This is a genomic window from Bradyrhizobium sp. CCBAU 51753, assembly GCF_015291565.1.
Classification (GTDB): Bacteria; Pseudomonadota; Alphaproteobacteria; order Rhizobiales; family Xanthobacteraceae; genus Bradyrhizobium; species Bradyrhizobium ivorense.
On record NZ_CP030037.1, the window covers coordinates 2,376,611 to 2,398,268 of the forward strand.

The 21,658-nt window shown below is 58.1% G+C and carries 17 protein-coding genes and 1 pseudogene; 8 read left to right on the top strand and 10 right to left on the bottom strand.

The features are described from left to right. Positions 1 to 123: 123 nt before the first annotated feature. The 10 genes and pseudogenes from XH93_RS10665 to nodD1 all read right to left on the bottom strand — a co-directional run bounded on the left by XH93_RS10665 (position 124) and on the right by nodD1 (position 11,755). Entirely contained in the window at positions 124 to 849 is a 726-nt protein-coding gene (locus XH93_RS10665) for an outer membrane protein (RefSeq protein WP_194473446.1), read from the bottom strand. Positions 850 to 1,484: 635 nt separating this feature from the next. Next, positions 1,485 to 1,742, bottom strand: coding sequence for a hypothetical protein (locus tag XH93_RS10670; RefSeq protein ID WP_194473447.1), 258 nt, complete (start codon positions 1,740 to 1,742; stop codon positions 1,485 to 1,487). 1,062 nt (positions 1,743 to 2,804) lie between these two features. Continuing rightward, positions 2,805 to 3,179 (bottom strand): NolY, encoded by a 375-nt coding sequence (locus XH93_RS10675; RefSeq protein WP_194473448.1) that lies wholly within the window; start codon positions 3,177 to 3,179, stop codon positions 2,805 to 2,807. A gap of 1,129 nt (positions 3,180 to 4,308) precedes the next feature. After that, a complete protein-coding gene (locus tag XH93_RS10680) occupies positions 4,309 to 5,343 on the bottom strand; it encodes an LLM class flavin-dependent oxidoreductase (protein ID WP_194473449.1) in 1,035 nt (344 codons plus the stop codon). Positions 5,344 to 5,512: 169 nt separating this feature from the next. Further along, positions 5,513 to 5,776: pseudogene (locus XH93_RS10685) on the bottom strand (transposase); the annotation flags it as partial. Positions 5,777 to 6,182: 406 nt separating this feature from the next. Further along, a complete protein-coding gene (locus XH93_RS10690; RefSeq protein WP_371814976.1) occupies positions 6,183 to 7,274 on the bottom strand; it encodes a branched-chain amino acid ABC transporter substrate-binding protein in 1,092 nt (363 codons plus the stop codon). Between the two features lie 261 nt (positions 7,275 to 7,535). Continuing rightward, positions 7,536 to 8,249, bottom strand: a complete 714-nt coding sequence (locus tag XH93_RS10695) for a MerR family transcriptional regulator (RefSeq protein WP_194475095.1) — start codon at positions 8,247 to 8,249, stop codon at positions 7,536 to 7,538. A gap of 122 nt (positions 8,250 to 8,371) precedes the next feature. Then, positions 8,372 to 8,581, bottom strand: a complete 210-nt coding sequence (locus tag XH93_RS10700; protein WP_194473452.1) for a hypothetical protein — start codon at positions 8,579 to 8,581, stop codon at positions 8,372 to 8,374. Between the two features lie 595 nt (positions 8,582 to 9,176). Continuing rightward, the gene (gene nodD2, locus XH93_RS10705) at positions 9,177 to 10,172 is read right to left on the bottom strand and encodes a transcriptional regulator NodD2 (protein ID WP_194473453.1); all 996 of its coding nucleotides are present in this window, start codon (positions 10,170 to 10,172) and stop codon (positions 9,177 to 9,179) included. A gap of 638 nt (positions 10,173 to 10,810) precedes the next feature. Then, a complete protein-coding gene (gene nodD1 / locus XH93_RS10710; protein WP_194473454.1) occupies positions 10,811 to 11,755 on the bottom strand; it encodes a transcriptional regulator NodD1 in 945 nt (314 codons plus the stop codon). Between the two features lie 793 nt (positions 11,756 to 12,548). On the opposite strand from nodD1, the gene XH93_RS10715 reads away from it, so the two are divergent. The 8 genes from XH93_RS10715 (at position 12,549) to XH93_RS10750 (ending at position 21,620) form a co-directional block, all read left to right on the top strand. Beyond that, positions 12,549 to 13,181, top strand: coding sequence for a NodA family N-acyltransferase (locus XH93_RS10715; RefSeq protein WP_194473455.1), 633 nt, complete (start codon positions 12,549 to 12,551; stop codon positions 13,179 to 13,181). Further along, positions 13,178 to 13,837 carry a chitooligosaccharide deacetylase NodB gene (gene nodB, locus XH93_RS10720; protein ID WP_194473456.1) on the top strand — a complete coding sequence of 220 codons (660 nt, stop codon included), beginning with the start codon at positions 13,178 to 13,180 and terminating at the stop codon, positions 13,835 to 13,837. The genes XH93_RS10715 and nodB overlap by 4 nt, the downstream gene beginning before the upstream one ends. Before the next feature lie 16 nt (positions 13,838 to 13,853). Beyond that, positions 13,854 to 15,209 carry a chitooligosaccharide synthase NodC gene (gene nodC, locus XH93_RS10725; protein WP_194473457.1) on the top strand — a complete coding sequence of 452 codons (1,356 nt, stop codon included), beginning with the start codon at positions 13,854 to 13,856 and terminating at the stop codon, positions 15,207 to 15,209. A 30-nt stretch (positions 15,210 to 15,239) separates the two neighbouring features. Then, on the top strand, positions 15,240 to 15,869 hold the full coding sequence (gene nodS, locus XH93_RS10730; protein WP_194473458.1) for a nodulation methyltransferase NodS: 630 nt from the start codon (positions 15,240 to 15,242) through the stop codon (positions 15,867 to 15,869). A gap of 13 nt (positions 15,870 to 15,882) precedes the next feature. Continuing rightward, the gene (gene nodU, locus XH93_RS10735) at positions 15,883 to 17,592 is read left to right on the top strand and encodes a nodulation protein NodU (RefSeq protein WP_194473459.1); all 1,710 of its coding nucleotides are present in this window, start codon (positions 15,883 to 15,885) and stop codon (positions 17,590 to 17,592) included. A gap of 1 nt (position 17,593) precedes the next feature. Beyond that, positions 17,594 to 18,511 (top strand): nodulation factor ABC transporter ATP-binding protein NodI, encoded by a 918-nt coding sequence (gene nodI / locus XH93_RS10740; protein WP_194473460.1) that lies wholly within the window; start codon positions 17,594 to 17,596, stop codon positions 18,509 to 18,511. Between the two features lie 3 nt (positions 18,512 to 18,514). After that, entirely contained in the window at positions 18,515 to 19,306 is a 792-nt protein-coding gene (locus XH93_RS10745; RefSeq protein WP_194473461.1) for an ABC transporter permease, read from the top strand. A 286-nt stretch (positions 19,307 to 19,592) separates the two neighbouring features. Next, positions 19,593 to 21,620, top strand: coding sequence for a carbamoyltransferase (locus XH93_RS10750; protein ID WP_194473462.1), 2,028 nt, complete (start codon positions 19,593 to 19,595; stop codon positions 21,618 to 21,620). Positions 21,621 to 21,658: the final 38 nt, after the last annotated feature.

Consider the following 21,658-nt stretch of genomic DNA (forward strand, 5'->3'; position numbering starts at 1 on the left):
AGCTTGGACGACTGGTGCTTCGAAAAAGCCGGCCGGGGTGCCTGTTGGCTAAAGGAACTTGAAGAAAGAACCCCGACCGACGGTCGGGGATCTCGATTCGACGCCGCAAGCGTGTGGATATCACTATCTGCCAAACGCCGGGCTGAACTTGTAATTGAGCCGTGCCGTGATGAGATCGACGTCCTGGTGGACGCGATCGCCGACGCCGGATGTTGGGAAGAGCACGCTGCTGCCCTGCATGAACAAGTGGTCATACTCAACGCCGGCCGACCAACTCGGCGTGAGGCTGACTTCGACTCCAGCGCCTAGCGTACCACCCCAACGCACATCGTCGTTCCTGGCAATCCCGGCTCCAGTAGTCACTGAATTGATGTGATAGGTGTTGCTGGTCACCGCAGCACCGCCCTTAGCGTAGATCAGAACGACATTGAACGCGTAGCCGATGTGACCGGTGAGCAAGCCGAATGCATCCGTCTTGGTGCCAATGACATCTGCGGGGAAGGCGGTGCTGACATTGGAGCCGCTGAAATCGGCCCAGTTGCCCTGACCCTCGATGCCATAGACTGTATTGAAGATCTGCCAACGATAGCCAATCTGGCCACCGACGGTGGCCCCAGCCGCATTGTGGCAGCCCTCGGGAGTGACGCCATTGAAATCCCAGCAATTGTGGCTCGATCCCCAGCCCCCATTGATACCGATATAGTAGCCGGTCCAGTCGGTAATTAGGGCTGCAACCGGCTGCGGAGGCGCCTTGACGTTGAGGTGCTGCGCGGCGAAGTCCGCGCCAAATGCGGGAGCGGCCGCACCGAGTGCGCCGACGCATGCAGTCAGAATCAGCAAATTCTTCATTCGAGTGTTGTTCCTTTCGATGCCCCCCGGCGCTGTGCGTCTTAACAACATCGTCGCGAATTGCTGTAACTGCAGCACAACATTGTTTCGGAAGAAAAGGGTTGAACCGAACGCTGCGTCAGATTGTTGAGCGCGCATCCATCGCCATGCACAGCCAGACCAAGATACTCTTATCCGAGAGGCGCGCACAATGAGCGAAGGTCAATGCCGCGCCGATCGCAACTTCTGCACGATGCTCAACGGTCTCTGTGCGCCCGAGGAGGAGCCAAAAAGCCCGGCGTGGCTGGCCTACTTCTAGTAGCTATTTTACCGCGCCCTTGCGGATGCGGCAGCGCTTAACGAGGCATTACGCCGAAGTTGTACAAGCTCGTGCCGAGCTTAGGGCATGGGTAGAATCTTCGTATGCACAGTGTCGCGCAAAGGAACAGCGAGCCTGTCCGGCCTCGTCGTCGCTTACCTGACTTCTAGCTGATTGGCCCAGCGCTTGGAGCTTTGCACCAGCTGCATTGGTTGAGAAGCGGCTCGGCGCAGAATAGTCGTGGAAGAATAATTCGACAGCGATATATAGAGAATGCTCATCTGCGACCTAAGATCGCGGAGAGCCGTGACATGGCTGATCGTTCTTGCCGCGGAAGTTATGAGCGATCTTGCTGCTTGCTCGAGGCTGTCAGTTCTGCGCGTAATCTGCGAATCGCCTCGTTCGCCAGCTGCAAGGTATTCCGTTCGCCGTTCCTGATCGAACACTCCAGGGAAGCTCGCAATCGGCTATGAAGCACCGTCTTGTGATTATGTGCCAGTAGCGGATCCTTCTCGACAAAGCGCCACGCCTTGTCAAATGCGACGCTCACGAGAACCTCTGGCACCTGCATCTGATCTGACGAGATCTGATCCATCTCAAACTCCAATCGATATCTTAAACACGAAGAAGTGGCGTTTTTCGAAGCACCGAGTGCCGGTGGCCTATCAAGCAAGAGATCGGGTCCGCAGGCGCGTTCGCGTATCGAGCTACTTTCGGGGCTCCGATGAGATTTATATAGACGCTTATTGAAGCGCGGATGACCGAACGTCGTAGTGCCAAACTCAATTCGAATGATTCTGTATCACTTGAGGTGTGCGTGGGTTGTTGTGCGCTTTCCTGCTGAATTGCCCGAATTGCTTGCGGTCGGTGGTGGCCAATCCAAGAAACCAGAAGGGCGGTCCAGATTAGGTAGCGGACGTGCTGACCGTTCACCACATCCGAAGCCTCGAAATACGAAGCGTTTGAATCCAGTATTGTCCGTTTTGTACGATTCATCTTCTAAACGCGTGACGTATTCCGGACAGTGTTTGTTGGCGTTCTGACATGTGTCGACGGCACGGCCGCCTTTCTGTTGTTCGACCCGTGCGCATGGCTGCGTGGTGTTACGTTTTGCTTCAAGTGGTGTGCGGAAGAGAAGACGGTGACGTGATGCGGGCAATTTCGATGATCTGGTTGGTGTCGTCCCGCAAGGCACTGTGGACTGTAGTGCGTTGCGGGATGTAAGAGTGCTGCCGCAACACAAAGCGCGGAACCATCGAGGCCAACGTCAAACAGGCCAACGTCAAACACTAGACCGGACGAGACAACCGTGCCTATGCTTCGCCACATACGTTTGCTTCGCGTTCATTCGCTATGGTTGTGGAGTGAGCTGCGGCATATAAGGCATGATAAATACGAAGTACTTGATACAAGAAAGTCCGGCTGAGATGAGAGGCAATCGCGTCTCTCCGGCGCGATAGCATCTCTTCGGCCCCGCGGTGATGCGGGACGGTTGCAATATGACAGGGCAACGGAAGCGCTCGCTCGCGAGACGATAGGCCGATTCAATCCTGAGCCTTGCTGCGTACTCGGCGCGCAGAACTTCAACGCGCCGTCGGCCCGGCTATGAATGGATTGTCAGCGCGTCGTCAACGGCCGGAGAACACGGAATCGAACGTCACTCCGCTGCACGCGACAGAATTAGCGTGGCGATCTTAATTCGGTTGGCAGGCGTGCGCAGAGCCTCAGGTAAAGCCGCCACTACTTGATCGAAAAGCTGGCCCAAAACCTGAAGGTCCTCTGGATGATAGATGCCGCGGTCCGCCGACGTTCGCGCTGTTTGCCCGTCGCCAGTGCGCCCACCGGTCCTCGCATCGCCGAGCTGACCGAGCGCAAGCTCCGCATTTATCATTTCGTTTGTGAGTGCGTTAAGCAGCCGGACCGCTTCGAGCTCGTTGCCGTCTTCGCCGATGAGGGCGGCAACGATGTCCAGTTGCAGGTCGATGCGGTGCTTCAGGTTCTGTATGCGTGAATTGGAAGGGTCGAGTTCCACAGTGTTGCTCCAGAGCAATTAAAAGCAGGGTAGGTTAAGTAAAGAGGTGCGTCCTTTGTCCCGCTCGCGGGGCTGCAGGCACGTGACGAGAACGAATTGATTGCCGCTGCAGAAAGCTGTGCAGGCGTGCAGTCAGTCGCGAACAGCGCATAGAATGAGATGACCACGGTGCAAGTTTGCAGAAAGCGGGTGGAGGCGGCCGGCGCCGAGTAGCACTGAGGGCGCGAGCGGAGTGAGAATCCCTGACCACGATGACGTAGGGGCGCGAGCAGTAATACTGCGAAGCCCGTCTGGTCACGCAAGTCGACAGCAGTGTCTTCTCGTGACCGGAGAAATATGTCTTGCAGATGGGGTGGCCGGATAGCTGACAGACAGGTATTTCCTGGAGGCCGTCACAGCACCGGCTTGACGGTATGGGCTGGCGGTTCAGGGCAACAAGTCCGGTTCGCATTGGCCGAGGGCGCAGTTCGCTTGTCCGAAGTCTAGCCGGCGCACGCATAGACCCCAGCCAATAAGACTACGTGAGGGCCAATCTCCTGCAGCGCCTTCGGCATGACGACAATTAGGTCGGCGACTACGCGGTAGGTGGCGCGTGGGACGCTGCGATGGGCAATCCGACTACATGTGGGCGGCACGTGCCGCGATTTGCAGGATGGGGAAGTCTCATTGGGGATGCAGGCACGCGTGGCTGGGGATGCCCTGCGACTATGCTCTAAGCAAATTGGGTTCATTGTCACACGTGGTTCGTGAAGGGCGCTTTCCGAAAATCGGCGATTGACTATGGGGTATTTGGTTAAGAACGGTAAAATCGAAAGTTTTGATGGGATGCATCCAGCTCGCGGATAGCGCGCGCGATCGGGGTCGATCCGTTCTCCAAGACGCATGAGGCCGGCGGCATATGAATATAGTTCGCTTGACATGCCGCAGCTCTCCGAATCAGTTGACGTCACCGCCGACGACATCGGCCGAGAGGCCGCCACGATGGTGATCGCGGCGATTCGCTCCTCATCGGTCCGTGGACCTCCTGCTGAGTAAGGCAGGAGGCCCTGAATTTGCGCCTTCGACAGGGCGGCCGGTCATAGATGGAGGTCGCGATGCGCAGCCTCTCTGAGGTGCAAAAATCGGATAGTTATTGTCGGCCAAAACTAGCGATGATTTCGGACCTGATGGCGGTTGCGGTGTATAGAGAAGTTTCTAGCGGCAGGTTCCCGAAGGCAAGCTGGCAAAGTAGGTAGTTGGCACCTGCCTCCTCCATCTGGTTAAGAAGGAGCTGTCGGACGGAAGCTGGCGTTCCGACGACGCACAATTCGTTCTCGAGCGCTGCATCGAAGGTCAGCGGCAGGTTAGGTGGTGTCGGAATGGCGTTCAACTCGTAAGCGAATCTAAAGCTCTCGAGCCATCGCTGATAAGCGGTTTCCGCTGCTACATGGGCGTCTCGGTCAGACTGCGCAATCACGACCATGCGGAGCAGACCAAGAAACGGCTCCCGTTCGTCCGCGTCTGTCATGCGCGCCCGATGCGAGCGGAACGCATTCGTAATGTTTCGAACAGCAGAGGAGCGGCCTTGGCACGCCAGATTGGCGCCATTTGCAGCGGCCCACTCCGCCGATTCGGTCCGACTGCTCGTGAGCCAGGTCGGCGGATATGGATGCTGATGAGGCTTCATGGTCAAAGGTATCTCGCTCAGCTCAAAAAATCGTCCGTGATAGGATAGCGTATGCCCCTTCATCGCGGCATTTAGGATTTCGCTCGCTTCCTCATAACGCTCTGGCGCCACGTCCGCGCTGACGCCGAAATAGCCCCATTCGGTCGGCAGGGAGCCACGTCCGATACCGAGCTCAAGCCTGCCGCCGCTCAATTGGTCAAGCATGCAGATCTCTTCGAATGCGCGCAAAGGATGATAGAGGTTGAGCAACAGGACCAGCGGACCAACGCGCAGTCTTTGGGTACGCTGCGCGACGCTTGATAAAAATAGATTCGGCGACGGCCCTCTGCCATGTGGTGTGCAGTGGTGCTCGGCTAGGTGATAAGCGTAAAATCCGAGAGAATCACACGCCTCCGCCAACTTGAGGCGATCTTCGTATTGTCGCGCGACATCGCGGCCGTCGTCGTCCAAATGGTCGAAAATGCCGCACGTTAGTCTTGAATGAGGGCTGTTTTTCACTTGATCATCTCCGTTTGTGGAATAGGAGTCCCAGTTGCCTGATGCCGTCGGTCTCAAAGATGGCTCGTTCGCTATTTGACTGCCTTTGACTCTTCTCGTTGGGTGCAAGCCATGAGCTTGCACGATGCGATTGGGTCATGAGAATCTGCAAATGGCAGTCTGATCACTACTTCGACAGGAGCTCGCGAAGCGCCGCCACACCGAGCATGTGCTCCACCAGAAGCATCGTTAGCTTCACGTTCTCCTCTTCCAGGGCCCTCAATCGCTTGGTCGCAGGAGCGTCCATGCCGTCATACTTGGCTTTCCAATTGTAGATCGCCGCTTCAGAGGTCCTGTGCCTGCGAGCTAGATCGGCCGCTTTCCCGCCAGCCTCATGCTCCCTCAATATCGCGATAATGTGCTCTTCCGTGAATCTCGATCGCGATCGCTTCATCTGTCCGCCGTTCTTGGGGCAGGACTTGCGCTCCAGCTGGAGCAAATGGCCAATAAGAGGTCATCTGCCGCGCGCCAGCACGAAGCGTGGGTCGGAGGGGATTCTAGAAGGTTCAAGTTCAGCGGAGTCTGCTGCAACTTCCTGCCTTTCAAGCCCGAAAAGAGGCTTGCCAAGGCCGATTTGCAACACTGAGGGTTGGCACGGGTACTATTTGTCGATCATCGGACGTAACTCATCCCCCGTTGCATCGACATCAGGCAGCTCCGCGAGCGCTGCAGCGAGCGCGAGAAATGCTCCGAAAGCCGCGAGTACAAGAGTGCTGGCGAGTATCGCTTCACCAAGGTCGTGAGGGTGCTTAATCATCTGTGTCACTGGTTGAATTGTGGAAGGTTACGCGTCGGCCCGATCAGTTCTGCTCGACGGCTTCAACATGCCCGTCGCGCCACCGGTAAACGAGAAATCCAGGAGCCGCGTTGTCACCCTTGGAATCAAACAGGACTGGGCCGATCACGGTATCGATCGGCCGCGAACGAAGTGCGTCGGCCACTCGTCGAGCATCGAAAGATCCGGCCCGCTTGACCGCCTCTGCCCATGCTTGGACGGCTGCATAGGCGTAAAGCGTATAGCCCTCGGCTGACAGGTTGGCAGCGGTGAGTTTGGCCGCGATGCCGGCTGCGTTGGCATTCTTGACGGGGTCGGGCATGAAGGTGAACAATGTGCCATTTCCCGCACTGCTGGTAATGGCCCAGAATTCAGACGTCATCAGTGGATCGTTTGCCATGACGATGAGGCCAGCACCTGCCTCTGACGCCTGACGTACGATCAGTCCAACTTCGGTATGATAGCCGCCGATATAGGCGACCCGCACCCCATCCTTCTTCATTCTTGAGACCAGCGCCGCGTAGTCCTTTTCGCCGGCTACATAGCTTTTTCGAATGACGTGCTCACCGGATCTCTGAAGCTGTGCCGCAACCACGTCAGCAACGCCCTTACCGGCCGTGCTCTTGTCATCGAGCACTGCGATCGTCTCGTTATGATGATTTGCGTGAATGTACTTAGCTGCAACGAGACCCTGTTGGTCGTCACGACCGCAGATCCGAAACAGCGTCTTAAGGCCACGTTCTGTCAGCTGAGGATTTGTCGAGCCGGGTGACATTTGAATGATGCCTGCTTCGTCGTAGACGTCGGAGGCCGGGATCGACGAAGAAGAGCAAAAATGACCAACGACCAGCCGGACGCGCTCGGTTGTAAGCTTATTGGCAACTGCGACGGCTTGCTTGGGGTCGCAGGCGTCATCGACGACGGTCAATATGAGCTTGGTATCGGGAAATAGGCCCGAGGCGTTCAAGGCATCGACGGCGGCCGCCGTTCCATCGCGCATTTGTGCGCCAAACGCAGCGCTACTTCCGCTCATGGGACCAGCCACGGCGATATTGACGTCCGAGGCACGCGTGGTCGAGCCGACGGCGCAGAAGAGTAGGGCTGCACTGGCAGCCAAAGCGTAACACCGACCCAACATTGTAGAGCTCCAATGCTCAGCTGAAGTGAACCGCCAGCGCTCGCGGCTCGACTTGCTTCCAGGCCTCGGTGGGATTTCTTCTGCCAAGCCAAGTCATGCGCGTCAGCTGGCCACACCGCGACCACGGTAGAGCCTACAATTTGACGTTACGTGCGGTTCAAGCCCCTTTGTGAAACTATCCAGCCATGGCCTCGGCGCAAAGATCGGCGACGTGCTGCGCGCGTCGCTACGCCTAAGCCGTCAGTACGGCTGATCCTCCAGCCCGGCAAGGGCTAGGTCGAGATACTGCATGAGAGTAGGGTCCCAACCAGCCAGACTGCGGGGAGCACTCAACCGCGCAAGGACCTTCAGGATCGTCGAAACGCGTGAATCGGCTCCGGCGATTTCGCCGATCAGCAATCGCGCTGCAACCGCAACAGCTTTTGCTCGCTCACCACAAGGGTGTTCGCCCCGATCCATGCAATCACGCAGTTCGTCGCGGATCCGCCGCCACCGCTCCTCGCGCTCTGCAGCTAATGTGCACGTACATCGGGACGTCTGACGACGTGTCTCGACCCGAGACATCGCATCCAAGGTGGCAGGCAGCTCATCTACACTTACCTGGATCTCACTGCCCGTCGTCATGTCGCGTAAACGATCTCGCAACAGGGTCGCTCGAGCGACTTGAAGTTCGATCCGCTCCAAATGTTTGCGCAGCAGATCAATAAGTGACGTCGTGCCCTCCATCGCCTTGCGGATCTCGTGAAGGGAGAAGCCAAGCTCACGTAGCGCGCGAATCTGATGAACCCGTTGAACGCTTTCACGATCGTACATTCGGTGACCGCCGTCTGTACGCTCGGACGCGGCTAAGAGTCCCGTATGTTCATAATGATGCAGCGTGCGCACCGTCACTCCGGTCGCCTCTGCAAGTTCGCCAATGCGCCATCGACGGCGTCGTGGTGTAGCTTTGCTCATGTTGTTCAATTTCAAAGCCTACAACCTGACGTCACGTATGATTCAAGCTATTTCAAAGCTCTAGCTGGATCGTCTTCCATTCCAGCGTAAGAGATGGTGACTATCCTCAGAATGGTTGGCGATCAACCCTTAGGTGAAATGGTGATCAACAAGTTCATCAGGCATGCCAGCCTAGACGCGCCGATCTCTGTACGATCCAAGATGAGTTTGGCGACTGCCGTTTGGTTTTCAGGCGTTCGCATCGACGGCGGTAACGCGTTGATTGCGACATCAAAGACGCTTCCTAAGACAGAGAGTTCTTCCGGATCGAATACGCCGCTGTATTGTTCCAACGTTCGGCTCCTTGTTTGTCATTGCGCCAAGGCAGCGCACGTCGTCAAGACGTTTGGCCGCGGTAGGGCCAAAAGAAGTCAGACCGGCGGCGCGGAGCGATGAAGATGCGGTGCCCTTTCAGGTGATGCGACAAGGCAACACAGGTGCGTGGTGTCTTGCAAAATCGCACGAGCGATTCCCGTCATCTGTACAATCGGTAGGCACGCCGGCTGCGCGTCATGTGCGACTGGGCGAAGCGAATCGGCTCCGTGCATTACGAGCACTACTGGCTCTGGGCGTGGACGGCGCGCCCCGAGCCGATGTTAGTTGCAGCGCTAAAGGCGAGGGCTTGGCTTGAGCGAGGCCTCGAGTGCGTGGTGCTCGTTCCTTCGGTGTGTGGCCTTCTAAAACAAGCAACAGGCGGACTTGAGCCGCCGCCCGCACGTCGGGCGTGATACCAATGTGCGAACCTCGCAATAACGTCATGATGGCCGCCTGGGCGGCGAAGCCGCGGGACGTTCATGAACCAAGAATGAGTTAAAGCAGGAGAAGTCTAAAGCGCGGCTGTCCAGACATGCAGCCGGATACAAGGTTCGCACACGTTTTCAGGAGTCCTCACGATAGCCGCGAGGCAACTCTCGTCAAGCTTCCTTCAGTATCCACTTGTTCTGAGGCGTAGATCATGGAGCAATCATCACTCGCAGATGTCATGCGAGCCGCTTCCTGCAACAATATCTCGCGCATCCAGATGCTTTCCGGATCGCTGTTGTGAACGACAGGCCATTGGACCGCTTCGGTAAAGGTGGGAAACGGCTGCGGAAGCTCGGCAATCCGAAGGGGCATCGTCCTTTCGAAATGCTTAACGAGCCTTAATGGCATGGTCCCTATCCGGCTCGTGCCTACCAGCATGGGCGGGATCATGCCGTAGCTCTGCACGAGAATATCGATGCGTCGGTTGAGGCCGCGATCGAGCAGAAACGACTCCTCGATGGGAGGCTTGCGCGCAACTCCGAGCTTAACCGCAACATGGCCCATTGACATGTATCGATCAAATGTAAGCCGCCGCCGTAGCTGTCCGTTCGTGCCGCAGCCTACGCACACAAGCCTCTCCTCGAACAGGGCTATCCGCGGGTGCGCGCTGGACATGAATAGTTCCGGGAGGATAACAAAATCAAGCTCGCCGCGCCGGAAAAGTTCATCGTGCTCATGAGCGAGCGTCACCAGTTCGAAGCTGACGGCGGGTGCTTCTCGCGCGACACGCTCGACGACATGTCGAAAGAATACGATCGTCATAAAATCAGACAGGCCGATCCTGAACCGCCGGTTCGATTGCGCCGGGTCGAACGCATCCCGCGCGATAATGGAGAGCTGGATGTGCGTCAGCGCCTCGCGAACGGGCGCCGCCAGTCCCTCTGCGCGTGAGGTCAGGACAAGTTCCCGGCCTCTCATCGCAAACAGCTCATCACGGAAATAGGAACGCAGCCGGGCAACGGCTGCGCTCATAGCCGGCTGACTGAGATTAATCTTGCGTGCGGCTGCGGTAAGGCTGCGCTCGGTCATTAGAGCATCGAGGGCGACGAGAAGATTCAGATCCAGGCCGTTGAAACGCATATCTTATTATCCGACGCGATCGTCTTTACAGTGCATCAATGAGTGACAACGGCTGCATCTGAAGCAGTGTCATTGGCTCGTCCGAATCAACTCCGTTCCGCTCGTGCGATTGCAAAAAAGCTCGCGGATCATCGCAGAATGGCGCGCAGTGCGCTCGGACGACGACCTACGGCTCGAGCCCGTCGGGGACGCGAGCCTGATCGAGCTCGTCGATTCCAGGCACTCTCACAACTCGACTTAGTCGAGTCGCCATTGGCAAACCAGCCTAAGTGCCTCTCCCACCATAGCCATGGGGTCGCCCGATGTGCCCCGTCCGCCGGCGCAGCGTTGGTCAGGAGGCAAAACTACAACCTGACGCAGTGTCGGGTTCAAGCGATTTAATTGGCTTCGCCAAATACCATCGTACTCGAAAGCTCGCGTCCTTGCGCGATGGCGTCGGACCTTGCGTGCAGTACAAGCGCACTACACCACGCTTTGTGGGATCGTTAAGCGCACGGGCAGGCAATCGTTCACAATCCCGGGCCGGCTCGCGCGTGCGTTTTGCAGCATGGCCGTCCGGGAAGTTAAAATGACAAGGCAGCCACGTCGAATGATTAGCAGGATATTTGCATCTGCCGAGGCGGCGGCTTGTGGCGGACCTAGCAGCGCCTGCGCGTTGGGGGCTCCCGATGCGCAGATCCCATGTTGGATGCTTCCTCCAACAATATCCGCCTCATCCAAATGCTCGCCGGATCGGTATTGTGGAACGCAGGCCACTGCACGGCCTCGGTGAATGTCGGCAGTGGGAGTGGTGGCTCGACGATCCGCAGGGGCATCCGCTTTTCGAAGTGTCTGGCGAGACGTAAGGGCATTGTTCCTATACGGTCCGTGTCCAACAATATGGGCGGAATCAGGCTAAAGCCCTGCACAACGACCTCGATGCGCCTTTTCAAGCCGTGCTCGAGCAAGAACCACTCCTCGAGGTTGGGCCTCAGTGCCCGTCCGAACTTGGCGGTGACGTGCCCCATCGAATTGTATTTCTCGAATGTAAGTGGTCGCAACAGCTGCTTGTTCGTGCGGCATCCCACGCATACGAGGGTCTCATCGAATAGCGTCGCCTTAGGATGCGCGCTCGACATGAACAATTCTGGCAAAATGAGAAAATCGACTTCGCCGCGGCGAAGCAGCTCGCCGGGTTCATCGGAAAATGGCAGCAATTCGAAGCGCACCGCAGGCGCCTCCTGCGCCATACGATCGACGATTCTCCGAAAAAATACGATCGTCATGAAATCGGAGAGAATGACCCTGAAGCGTCGGCTCGACTGGGTCGGGTCGAACGCATCCCGAGAAATGATCGACAGTTGGATGTGCAGCAGGGCCTCGCGAACCGGACCCGCAAGCGCCTCCGCGCCGGGCGTTGGGACGAGCTCGCGACCTCTCATCGTAAACAATTCATCGCGAAAATAACTGCGCAGCCGCGCGATCGCAGCGCTCATCGCGGGCTGGCTCAGGTTAATCTTGCGTGCCGCCGCGGTGAGGTTGCGCTCCGTCATCAGAGCATCGAGCGCAACGAGAAGGTTTAGATCAAGTCCATTGAACCGCATGTCGTGAGTCTATCCATCGTGTGGATGTGTTCTATCGAAACAATCGATTTTACCAAACTACGGAATGTTGGATAGCAAACATCAGTTTGGAAAATGAATTAGGTATGCCACGATGGCTATTGGTCGTACGCGGGCTCCGAGAAAAACTCCTGGACGTGCGAGCACCTGCCGAATCCGTTTGGGAAGTGGCCATCTGTGCCGCACGCGAGTTGCGCCTCTTCCAGGTGCGACCATCACGCGCTGCGACGCTCGGCAGGCCTCGATAAACCTTCGTATGCGTGTTCCATCCCTTTCCATATCGGCGGTTTACCCGCGTACACTTGAGGGCCTGCTCAGCCTCACCTTAGTGTCGCGACCAAGCGGCGTTCGCAGATCGCGGATGCCGAATGTTTCCGGCGACTGGCCAAATGGCGCGCCTGTCCATCGCAATGCAAGGCGGGTCGAAGATGCATAGGACCGAAGTTGATCTGGTGCCAGCTGCGTGTGCCATCGATGAGCTTTCACGCATCGATGGCCAGCCCTCCGATGCGGTAATGCCCAACCGCCCGATTGGGATGTCCGGGCATATGTCGACCATGGCATTGGCTGCAACGACACGTGCGAGCTGCGCGATCGTTTCGCCGCTAACGATGGCGCCATTCCGCTTCGGTCTGCTCCCGCGCGGTCTGGCGAGGAAAGCCGAGCGCGGATGCCGCGCACCAACACATTCCAGATTGACCGACGGTTCGGCGAATAGCGAGCTTCTTACGTGACCATCTCCGCTCTCATCCCCACTGGCGCAGGGAAGTCCGCCATGAATATTGCCGTGTCCCGGTCTGCGGAAGAGCCTTCCGCGCGCACTCAAGTCCAGTGGAGCCTTCGCTGGGAAAACGAGCTGCAGCTCGCCGATCATGCCGAGCTTGCCGACTTCTTCCGTAGGAGCTATGGGCCGACCGGTGCGTTCAATGCGCAGCCATTCGAGGGTAATCGAAGTTGGGCCGGTGCAAGGCCTGAAGTGCGCGTAATCGGTTACGACGCGCGCGGCGTCGCTGCTCATATCGGCCTACTACGCCGCTTCATCAAGATTGATGGCGTCGATCTTCTCGTGGCCGAACTTGGCTTATATGCCGTGCGTCCAGATCTTGAGGGGCTCGGAATCAGCCACTCGATGCGCGTGATGTATCCTGCGCTGCGGGAGTTTGGGGTGCCGTTCGGCTTTGGTACGGTCCGGCCTGCGCTTGAGAAGCATCTCACCAGACTGGTCGGAAGGCAGGGCTTGGCAACCCTCATATCTGGCATTCGCGTCCGCTCCACCCAGCCAGATGTCTACCCCAATTTGTCGCCGATCCGCATCGAAGACGTGCTCGTGGTGGTGTTCCCGGTTGGACGCTCAATGGGCGAGTGGCCGGCCGGAACAATTATCGATCGGAACGGGCCCGAGCTGTGAACGAACTCATCCCCCTGTCTGCGGTGCGGCGCAACTACGGCGACGTCGGCGGAAGTCGCTCGGTTTACTTAACCTTCGATGATGGGCCCAATCCATTCTGCACGCCGGATGTTCTCGATGTGCTGACGCAGCATCGGGTGCCCGCGACGTTCTTCGTTATCGGCACGTATGCGGCCGACCAACCTGAACTCATTCGACGAATGATCGCCGAAGGGCACGAGGTTGCAAACCACACGATGACGCATCCCGATCTGTCCAGATGCGAAGCAGCGGAGGTACAGGATGAGGTGCTAACGGCGAGCAGGACAATCCGTTTGGCATGCCCGCAAGCGTTGCCGCGGCACATACGGGCACCCTACGGCATATGGACCGAAGACGTGCTTGCTACGTCAGCCAAGGCTGGCCTCACAGCTGTGCACTGGTCGGTCGATCCGAGAGATTGGGTGCGCCCTGGGGTTGATGGCATCGTGAACTCAGTGCTGGCGGCGGTTCGCCCGGGTGCAATTGTGCTCCTGCACGACGGGTATCCTCCCGGCGAGGAGAGTTCGTGCACTGACGCCACTTCGCGTGAACAGACCGTGCGGGCGCTGACATATCTGATTCCGGCACTGCAACTGCGCGGGTTCGAAATCCATCCGCTTCCTCAACTTCACTGAACAAAACTGGAACCCCATGGATCTGCTCGCTACAACCAGCGCCGTCGCCGTTTCGTCTTATGCGCTGCTATCGACCATCTACAAGAGCGCGCAAGCGCTTTACGCTCAGCCGGTCAAACCCTCTTCGCTGCAGAACGATCTCGGACAAGCCGAGGCGGTTCTGCCCAGCGTAGATGTCATCGTGCCCAGTTTCAATGAGGACCCACACACACTCTCCGAATGCCTCGCGTCGATTGCAAGCCAGGACTACGCTGGAAAACTGCAGGTCGTTATGGTCGACGACGGGTCCGCAAATCGCGACCTTGTGGGACCTGTACACAAAATCTATGCGAACGATCCGAGGTTTCGCATCATCTTGCTGGCCAAGAACGTCGGAAAGCGCAAGGCGCAGATTGCCGCGATACGCAGCTCTTCCGGCGATCTGGTCCTAAACGTCGACTCGGATACGATTCTTGCCGCCGACGTGGTCACGAAGCTTGTATTGAAGATGCAGGACGCCGACGTCGGCGCGGCCATGGGGCAGTTGATAGCGAGCAATCGCAACGAAACCTGGCTGACCAAGCTGATCGATATGGAATACTGGCTGGCTTGCAACGAAGAGCGCGCGGCGCAGGCACGCTTCGGCGCGGTCATGTGCTGCTGCGGCCCATGTGCCATGTATCGTCGCTCTGCGCTCGCCTTGCTGCTTGATCAATACGAAACACAGTTCTTCCGTGGAAAGCCAAGCGATTTCGGCGAGGATCGTCATCTAACGATCCTCATGCTCAAAGCGGGGTTTCGAACCGAGTATGTCCCCGACGCGATCGCAGCGACAGTGGTGCCGGACAGCCTTGGACCATATCTGCGACAGCAACTTCGCTGGGCCCGCAGTACCTTCCGGGACACGTTTCTTGCGTTGCGCCTGCTGCCCGAGCTGGATCGCTATCTCACGCTCGACGTTGTCGGACAAAATCTCGGCCCCTTGCTTCTCGCTTTGTCATCACTGGCTGCGCTCGCACAGTTCATTATCGGCGGGTCGGTGGCCTGGTGGACGGTGTTGACGATTGCAGCAATGACGATGGTTCGGTGCAGCGTTGCAGCGTTCCGTGCTCGCGATATGCGGTTTCTCGGCTTCTCGCTCCACACACCAATCAATATCTTTCTCTTGCTGCCATTGAAAGCCTACGCGCTTTGTACATTGAGCAATAGCGATTGGCTGTCGCGCAAAGTCACCGTGCAAAGCACAGGAGAAAAGAAGGCCGTCATCCCGCATGCGACCGCCGCAACGGGTCCCGCAAGAAGTGGGGTGAGCTCTAGCGCAATTCGCAAGTCCGGGCTTTCGCACCGTCCATCGGGCTTGGCCGCCACCGACAGTGTGTGCGGTCGTGATTGATCGAGCGCCTACAAATAGGTTGAATGACCAGTGACACCGGACAAGAACTACCAGCTGTTGGAGCGCGAATTGGCCGTCGATGATCCATGGCGGCTCGACAGCAATTCGTTCGAGCAGGAGCGATACGCGCAAATGCTCCGGATGTCGCGTTGCAACGGTGACGTTGTGCATGCCCTCGAAGTCGGATGTGCAGCCGGCGCCTTCACCGAAATGCTGGCGCCGCACTGCCAACGGGTCACCGTGGTCGATGTCATGCCGCAGGCGATCGAGCGTGCTCGCCAACGGACCAGGAGGTGGTCGCATATCACGTGGATAACCTGCGACATTCAGCGGTTCTCGACCGCTGAGCAGTTCGATCTGATCGTCGTGGCCGAGGTTCTTTACTACCTCAAGGACATCGCCGAGATGCACGCAGCCATCCGCAACCTGGTGGGTATGCTTGCACCAAACGGCACCCTGGTGTTCGGATCTGCGCGTGATGCCGCGTGTCGACGCTGGGGGCATGCCGCCGGTGCTGAAACGGTGATTTCTCTCTTCAATGAGAGTTTATCTGAAGTCGAGCGTCTGCATTGCCATACTGAATCGGTCAACGAAGATTGTTTGATCGTCCTGTTTCGGAAGCCGACTAACTCGTCAGAACAACCAAATCGCGGTCATTAGGCCAGGGGGTCGTATGCGCATCTGCGGCATCAAGTTAACACATGACGGGGCAATCGCTGTCGTCGAGGACGGGAAACTTGTCTTTTGTACCGAGCAAGAGAAGCGCGGCAACAATCCGCGGTATCAATCCATCGATAACCTCGATGCAGTCGTGCTCGCGTTGGCTGAGCATGGCCTCGATCCACGAGACATTGATCAGTTTGTCATCGACGGCTGGGATGGGGAGATCGAGTCGCAGTTCCAGGTTCTCAGTGGGGCGGTTCCAATCGCGTTGAAGGGGGCGCCATATGTCGAACGCCATGCCGAGGGCCTTCTAGATTCGGTCGATGGCTATGGCCTGATCCTCGGCGGCAAGGTGTTTCCCTATAAGAGTTACCCGCACGTCACGGGCCACGTCGCCTCGGCATACAGCACCAGCCCGTTTGCCAGTGCCGGAAAGCCCGCGTTCTGTCTGGTATGGGATGGCTGCATCTTTCCACGTCTTTACTATGTCGAACCTCGAGGCGCGCGGCTCATTGCCAGCCTGTTTCCGATGATGGGTCATGCCTATGCTGCCGCGGGCCTTCATTTTGGGCCTTACAGGCAGCCGAATCGCACCAATTGGGACTTGGGCATCGCCGGCAAGCTGATGGCTTATATTGCGCTTGGCTCTGTCGACGAAGCCATCGTGGCTGTGTTTCAGGAGCTTTACGAAAAGCGCTTCGCTGCGGATACAGAGCAGGCCCGTCGCTACCGCGCTGACATCAACAATGCGGAGGCGTCGCTTGCCGCTGTGCACGACTTTTTCGAGGCGAGCGCGCTGCGCCTGACGGCCAAGCGAGGCGAAGACGTCCTTGCGTCGTTTCATGTGTTCCTGGAACGTCTTCTTGTCCGGGAAATCGCGATGGTGCTGCTGCGGCACTCGTCGCTTCCGGGCGCGCGAAACCTATGCGTGGCCGGAGGGTGCGGCCTCAATATCAAGTGGAACAGTGCGCTTCGCGCGACGGGATTGTTCGATGATGTCTGGGTGCCGCCGTTTCCAAATGACAGCGGCTCGGCAATTGGCGCTGCTTGCAGCGCGATGGCGGCACAAAAGGGGTTCGGGCCGCTGGAATGGTCGGTCTACAGTGGTCCGGCGCTGCAGGCCAGCGAAAACCCGCCAGAATGGGAGGCCACGCCATGCACTCTGCGTGAGCTTGCGGCTATTCTCGCCGACAACAAGCCCGTAATCTTCCTTTCGGGACGCGCCGAGCTTGGGCCGCGGGCGTTGGGTGGCAGAAGCATTCTCGCAGCGGCGACCTCGCCGGCAATGAAGGATCATCTCAACGACATCAAGCGCCGTGAGCATTTCCGGCCGGTGGCACCGATTTGCCTGGAGGATCGGGCGCCAGAGATCTTCAGCCCCGGGACGCCAGATCCCTATATGCTGTTCGATCACCAGACCCGGGCGGAGTGGCGCGATAAGGTCCCTGCTATCGTCCATCTGGACGGCTCTGCGCGGTTGCAGACAGTTGCCCGCAACTCTCCGCACAAAATCGCCGAGCTGCTTGTCGAGTTCGAGCAGCTCACGGGCATTCCGCTGCTTTGCAATACGAGTGCAAACCTCCACGGACGAGGATTCTTCCCGGACGCGGCCGCCGCCTGCCAATGGGGGCGCGTAGAGCATGTGTGGTGCGACGGTCTGCTCTGGACCAAAACGGTCGTAAGCAAGCCAACGTCCGCTGAGCGGCTTCTGTCAGCCTAAGATGAACATGCCCACCGCAATCGAGCTTGCCGGCGTAAGAAAATCATTTGGCGACAAGATCATCGTCGATGAGCTGTCGTTCTCGGTTGCGCGCGGAGAATGCTTCGGCCTGCTCGGGCCGAATGGAGCCGGCAAGAGCACAATTGCACGTATGCTGCTTGGGATGATCTCGCCGGACGCGGGCAAGATTACAGTCCTCAACGAGCCTGTGCCTGCCCGCGCTCGTGTAGCACGTGTGCGCATTGGCGTTGTGCCGCAGTTCGATAACCTCGAACTCGAGTTCACCGTACGCGAGAACTTGCTGGTATTTGGCCGCTACTTCGGCATGAGTGCTCGCAAGGTCGAGACGATCGCACCCTCGTTGCTCGAGTTTGCGCGGCTCGAAAGTAAGGCGGACGTGCGCGTCGCGCATCTGTCGGGCGGCATGAAGCGTCGGCTGACATTGGCGCGCGCCCTGATCAATGATCCGCATCTGCTTGTGATGGATGAGCCCACGACCGGCCTGGATCCGCACGCGCGCCACCTGATCTGGGAACGTTTGCGCGTTCTGCTTGCGCGGGGCAAGACAATCCTGCTCACCACTCACTTCATGGAAGAAGCCGAACGCCTATGCGATCGTCTTTGTGTGCTCGAGAGTGGACGCAAGATTGCCGAAGGAAAGCCGGACGCCTTGATCGACGAGCATATCGGATGCGACGTGATCGAGATCTATGGCGGTGATCCACATGAGTTCGGTGAACTGCTCAAGCCTTATGCTCGGCACATCGAAGTGAGTGGAGAGACGCTGTTTTGCTATGCGCCCTATCCGGAGCAGGTACGTGTGCAACTGCGCGGGCGAGCGGGCCTTCGCATTCTGCAGCGGCCGCCGAACCTTGAAGACGTGTTCTTGCGGTTGACCGGGCGCGAGATGGAGAAATGAGCGATGGGTGAAAGCTATGCGGCGTTGATGCCGGCTAACGCGTACAACTGGATCGCGGTATGGCGTCGAAACTTCCTGGCATGGAGGAAAGTCGCACTCGCATCGGTTCTCGGCAACCTCGCAGATCCCATAACCAACCTGTTCGGTCTTGGCTTTGGTCTTGGGCTAATCGTAGGCCGCGTTGAAGGGACTTCGTACATCGCGTTTCTGGCAGCCGGCATGGTCGCGACCAGCGCCATGACGTCCGCGACCTTTGAAACGATGTATGCAACCTTTGCTCGGATGGATGCCAAGCGAACCTGGGAAGCAATCCTGTCCACACAACTCACGCTTGGCGACGTCGTTCTGGGCGAATTGGTGTGGGCGGCCAGCAAGTCCGTTCTGGCAGGAGCCGCAATCGGGATCGTCGCTGCGACGCTCGGTTATGCGTCCTGGGCGTCCGTTTTGTATGCGATGCCGATGGTCGCCCTGACCGGCCTTGTCTTCGCAAGTCTGGCGATGGTCGTCATATCTCTTGCGCCAAGTTACGATTACTTCGTGTTTTACCAGACGCTCATTCTGACACCGATGGTGTTTTTGTGTGGCGCAATCTTTCCGATGAGTCAACTGCCGAGCTCCTTTCAGCAGGTCGCCGGCTTGTTGCCGCTGGCGCATTCGGTCGATCTCATTCGCCCGGCGATGCTGGAGCGTACGGCTGGTGGCGGGGCTGTCTTCCATGTCGGTGCGCTCTGCATGTACGCGGTATTACCTTTCTTTGTGTCGACGGCATTGTTTCGGCGCCGCCTGCTGCGTTGACGAGATTCGCAATGCTCTCTGTATTGGCGGCAACGTGAGTTGCCACAGGAGCAGCTGCAATGGCTTTAGAAGGACGCGATCATTCCCAGGTCTACGCCGCCGGATCGGTCGAGCGGTGCGAGAACGCCGAGCACCTCAATAGGTCGAGCCGGCTCGGCGCCGGGTCTCGCTTCGCAAGAGCATTGGTTGTGCTGCGTGGCCCCCGTGGCCGAGAGGGCGTGACAGTACAGACGATTTAGTTGGGGAGGGCGGTTCGCTTTCCTGTCATGATCAAATGGAGAGCAAGATGTTGTGTCTTGGAGTAAGTGGCGGTCTGGACAGAATCTATCAAAGCTCGCCCGAGCTGCCCAACACATTTCTGCACGATGGCGCTGCGGTGCTCGTGCGGGATGGCCGTGTGCTTGCTGCTGTCGAAGAGGAGCGCCTCAATCGAGTCAAGCACTCCAACAAGTTCCCAAGCAACTCGATCCGATACTGCCTTTCAACTGCAGGAGTTGAGCTTGGCGAGATCGACCGCATCGCGTTCTATGCGACTGAAGCCTACTGCAATACCATGCTGGAGCGGCTGTTTGTTTCTCAGCCAGTGCCGTTGGACGCCAAACTGTTGCTACGTCAGCTGCTGGCACGGGAGTTCGGCACCGAGGTCGATGCGTCGCGCGTGTCCTTCGTAAATCACCATGAAGCGCATGCCGCGAGCGCATTTGCCATGTCTGGATTTGAGCAAAGCCTGATCTTTACGGTCGACGGCGGCGGAGACTTTCTCTCAGGTCTGCTGGCGGTGGGGTCTGGCACCGAAATTTCGCAACTCGCAAGCTTTCCAGAACATAATTCTCTGGGTTTGTTCTATCTCGAGACGATCCGTTATCTCGGCTACGGGTTGTTCGACGAGTACAAAGTGATGGGGCTTGCTCCCTATGGTGACCCTGCTCCCTATCGCGAGCTCTTCGCGCAGTTCTACGAATTGTTGGACAATGGTGGTTATCGAGTCCACCTGGATCGAATCGGCCCGGCCTTGATCCGCAGCATCCAGGTCCGGCGAAAGGGAATGGCATTCACGCAGCAGCATCGAGACGTCAGCGCTTCGCTGCAGGAAGCGCTGGAGCGGATCGTCTTTCATATCCTGCGGCATCATCGCGAAGCGACGGGCATGAAGCGCTTGTGCCTGGCGGGAGGCGTAGCTCACAATTGCACGATGAACGGCAAGCTGCTCTATTCCGGGCTTTTCGACGACATCTTCGTCCAGCCCGCGGCGCACGACGCCGGTTGCGCACTCGGCGCTGCGTTGATGATGTCAAACGAGCTGGGTCGGCCCGCGCCGCGCGAGCGATTGTCGGACGTCTATTGGGGACCCGATCTTGGGACCGAGCAAGCCATAGAACACGAGCTCAATGCATGGTCCGGCCACCTCGATTTTCAACGTAGTGATGACATCGCAGCCAGTGCAGCCGACTGGATGGCAGATGGCGCTGTCATCGGCTGGGTTCAGGGCCGATCTGAGTTCGGGCCACGTGCGCTTGGCAACCGCAGCATTCTCGCCGACCCGCGGCCGGCGGAAAACAAGAACCGCATCAATGCCATGGTTAAGAAGCGCGAGGGCTATCGTCCGTTTGCGCCATCAGTGCTGGAGGAGGATGCTAGTGAGTTCTTTGAGCTCCCAAGCGGCAAGCGGGAGTTTCCCTTCATGAACTTCGTGGTTCGTGTGCGCGAAGCCCACCATAGCGTGCTTGGTGCGATCACGCACGTTGATGGCACTGCTCGGCTGCAAACAGTCTCGCGGAGCACAAACCCTGCCTATTGGGATGTCATCAATGCATTCAAGAAGCGAACCGGCATCCCGGTTCTTCTAAACACGTCCTTTAACAACAATGCCGAGCCGATCGTGGATTCCGTTTCAGACGCCATCGTCACGTTCTTGACGACCGACCTGGACGGACTTGTAGTTGGGCCATTCCTCGTCAAGAAGCGGCCGGCAACGCTGCGGGATTGGTGCACACTCAGTGTTTCATTGCCTCCGTATGCATCCCTTCATCGTATTCGCTTTCACACAGCGGAAGATCGTCAGGAAACGGTCTGCGAGATCCGTATGGGACATTCGGGGCGCGAGAGCATGCGTATCTCGCATGAGCTCTTCGACCTGCTGATGCGGATCGAGGGGGAGGCCTCGCTCGGCTGGCTTCTCGACACAACTATGTTGGACCAGCCCCAACGCGAAGATCTCGTGAAGGAACTGCGACTCCTGTGGGAACAGCGCAGCGTTCGGCTGCATCCGCCACGCGCTGCTTGCGTCCGCATTAGAGCGCAAGGCGAAGCATAACCGGCGATCATGAATATGGCCATGGCAATGCCTCCGTG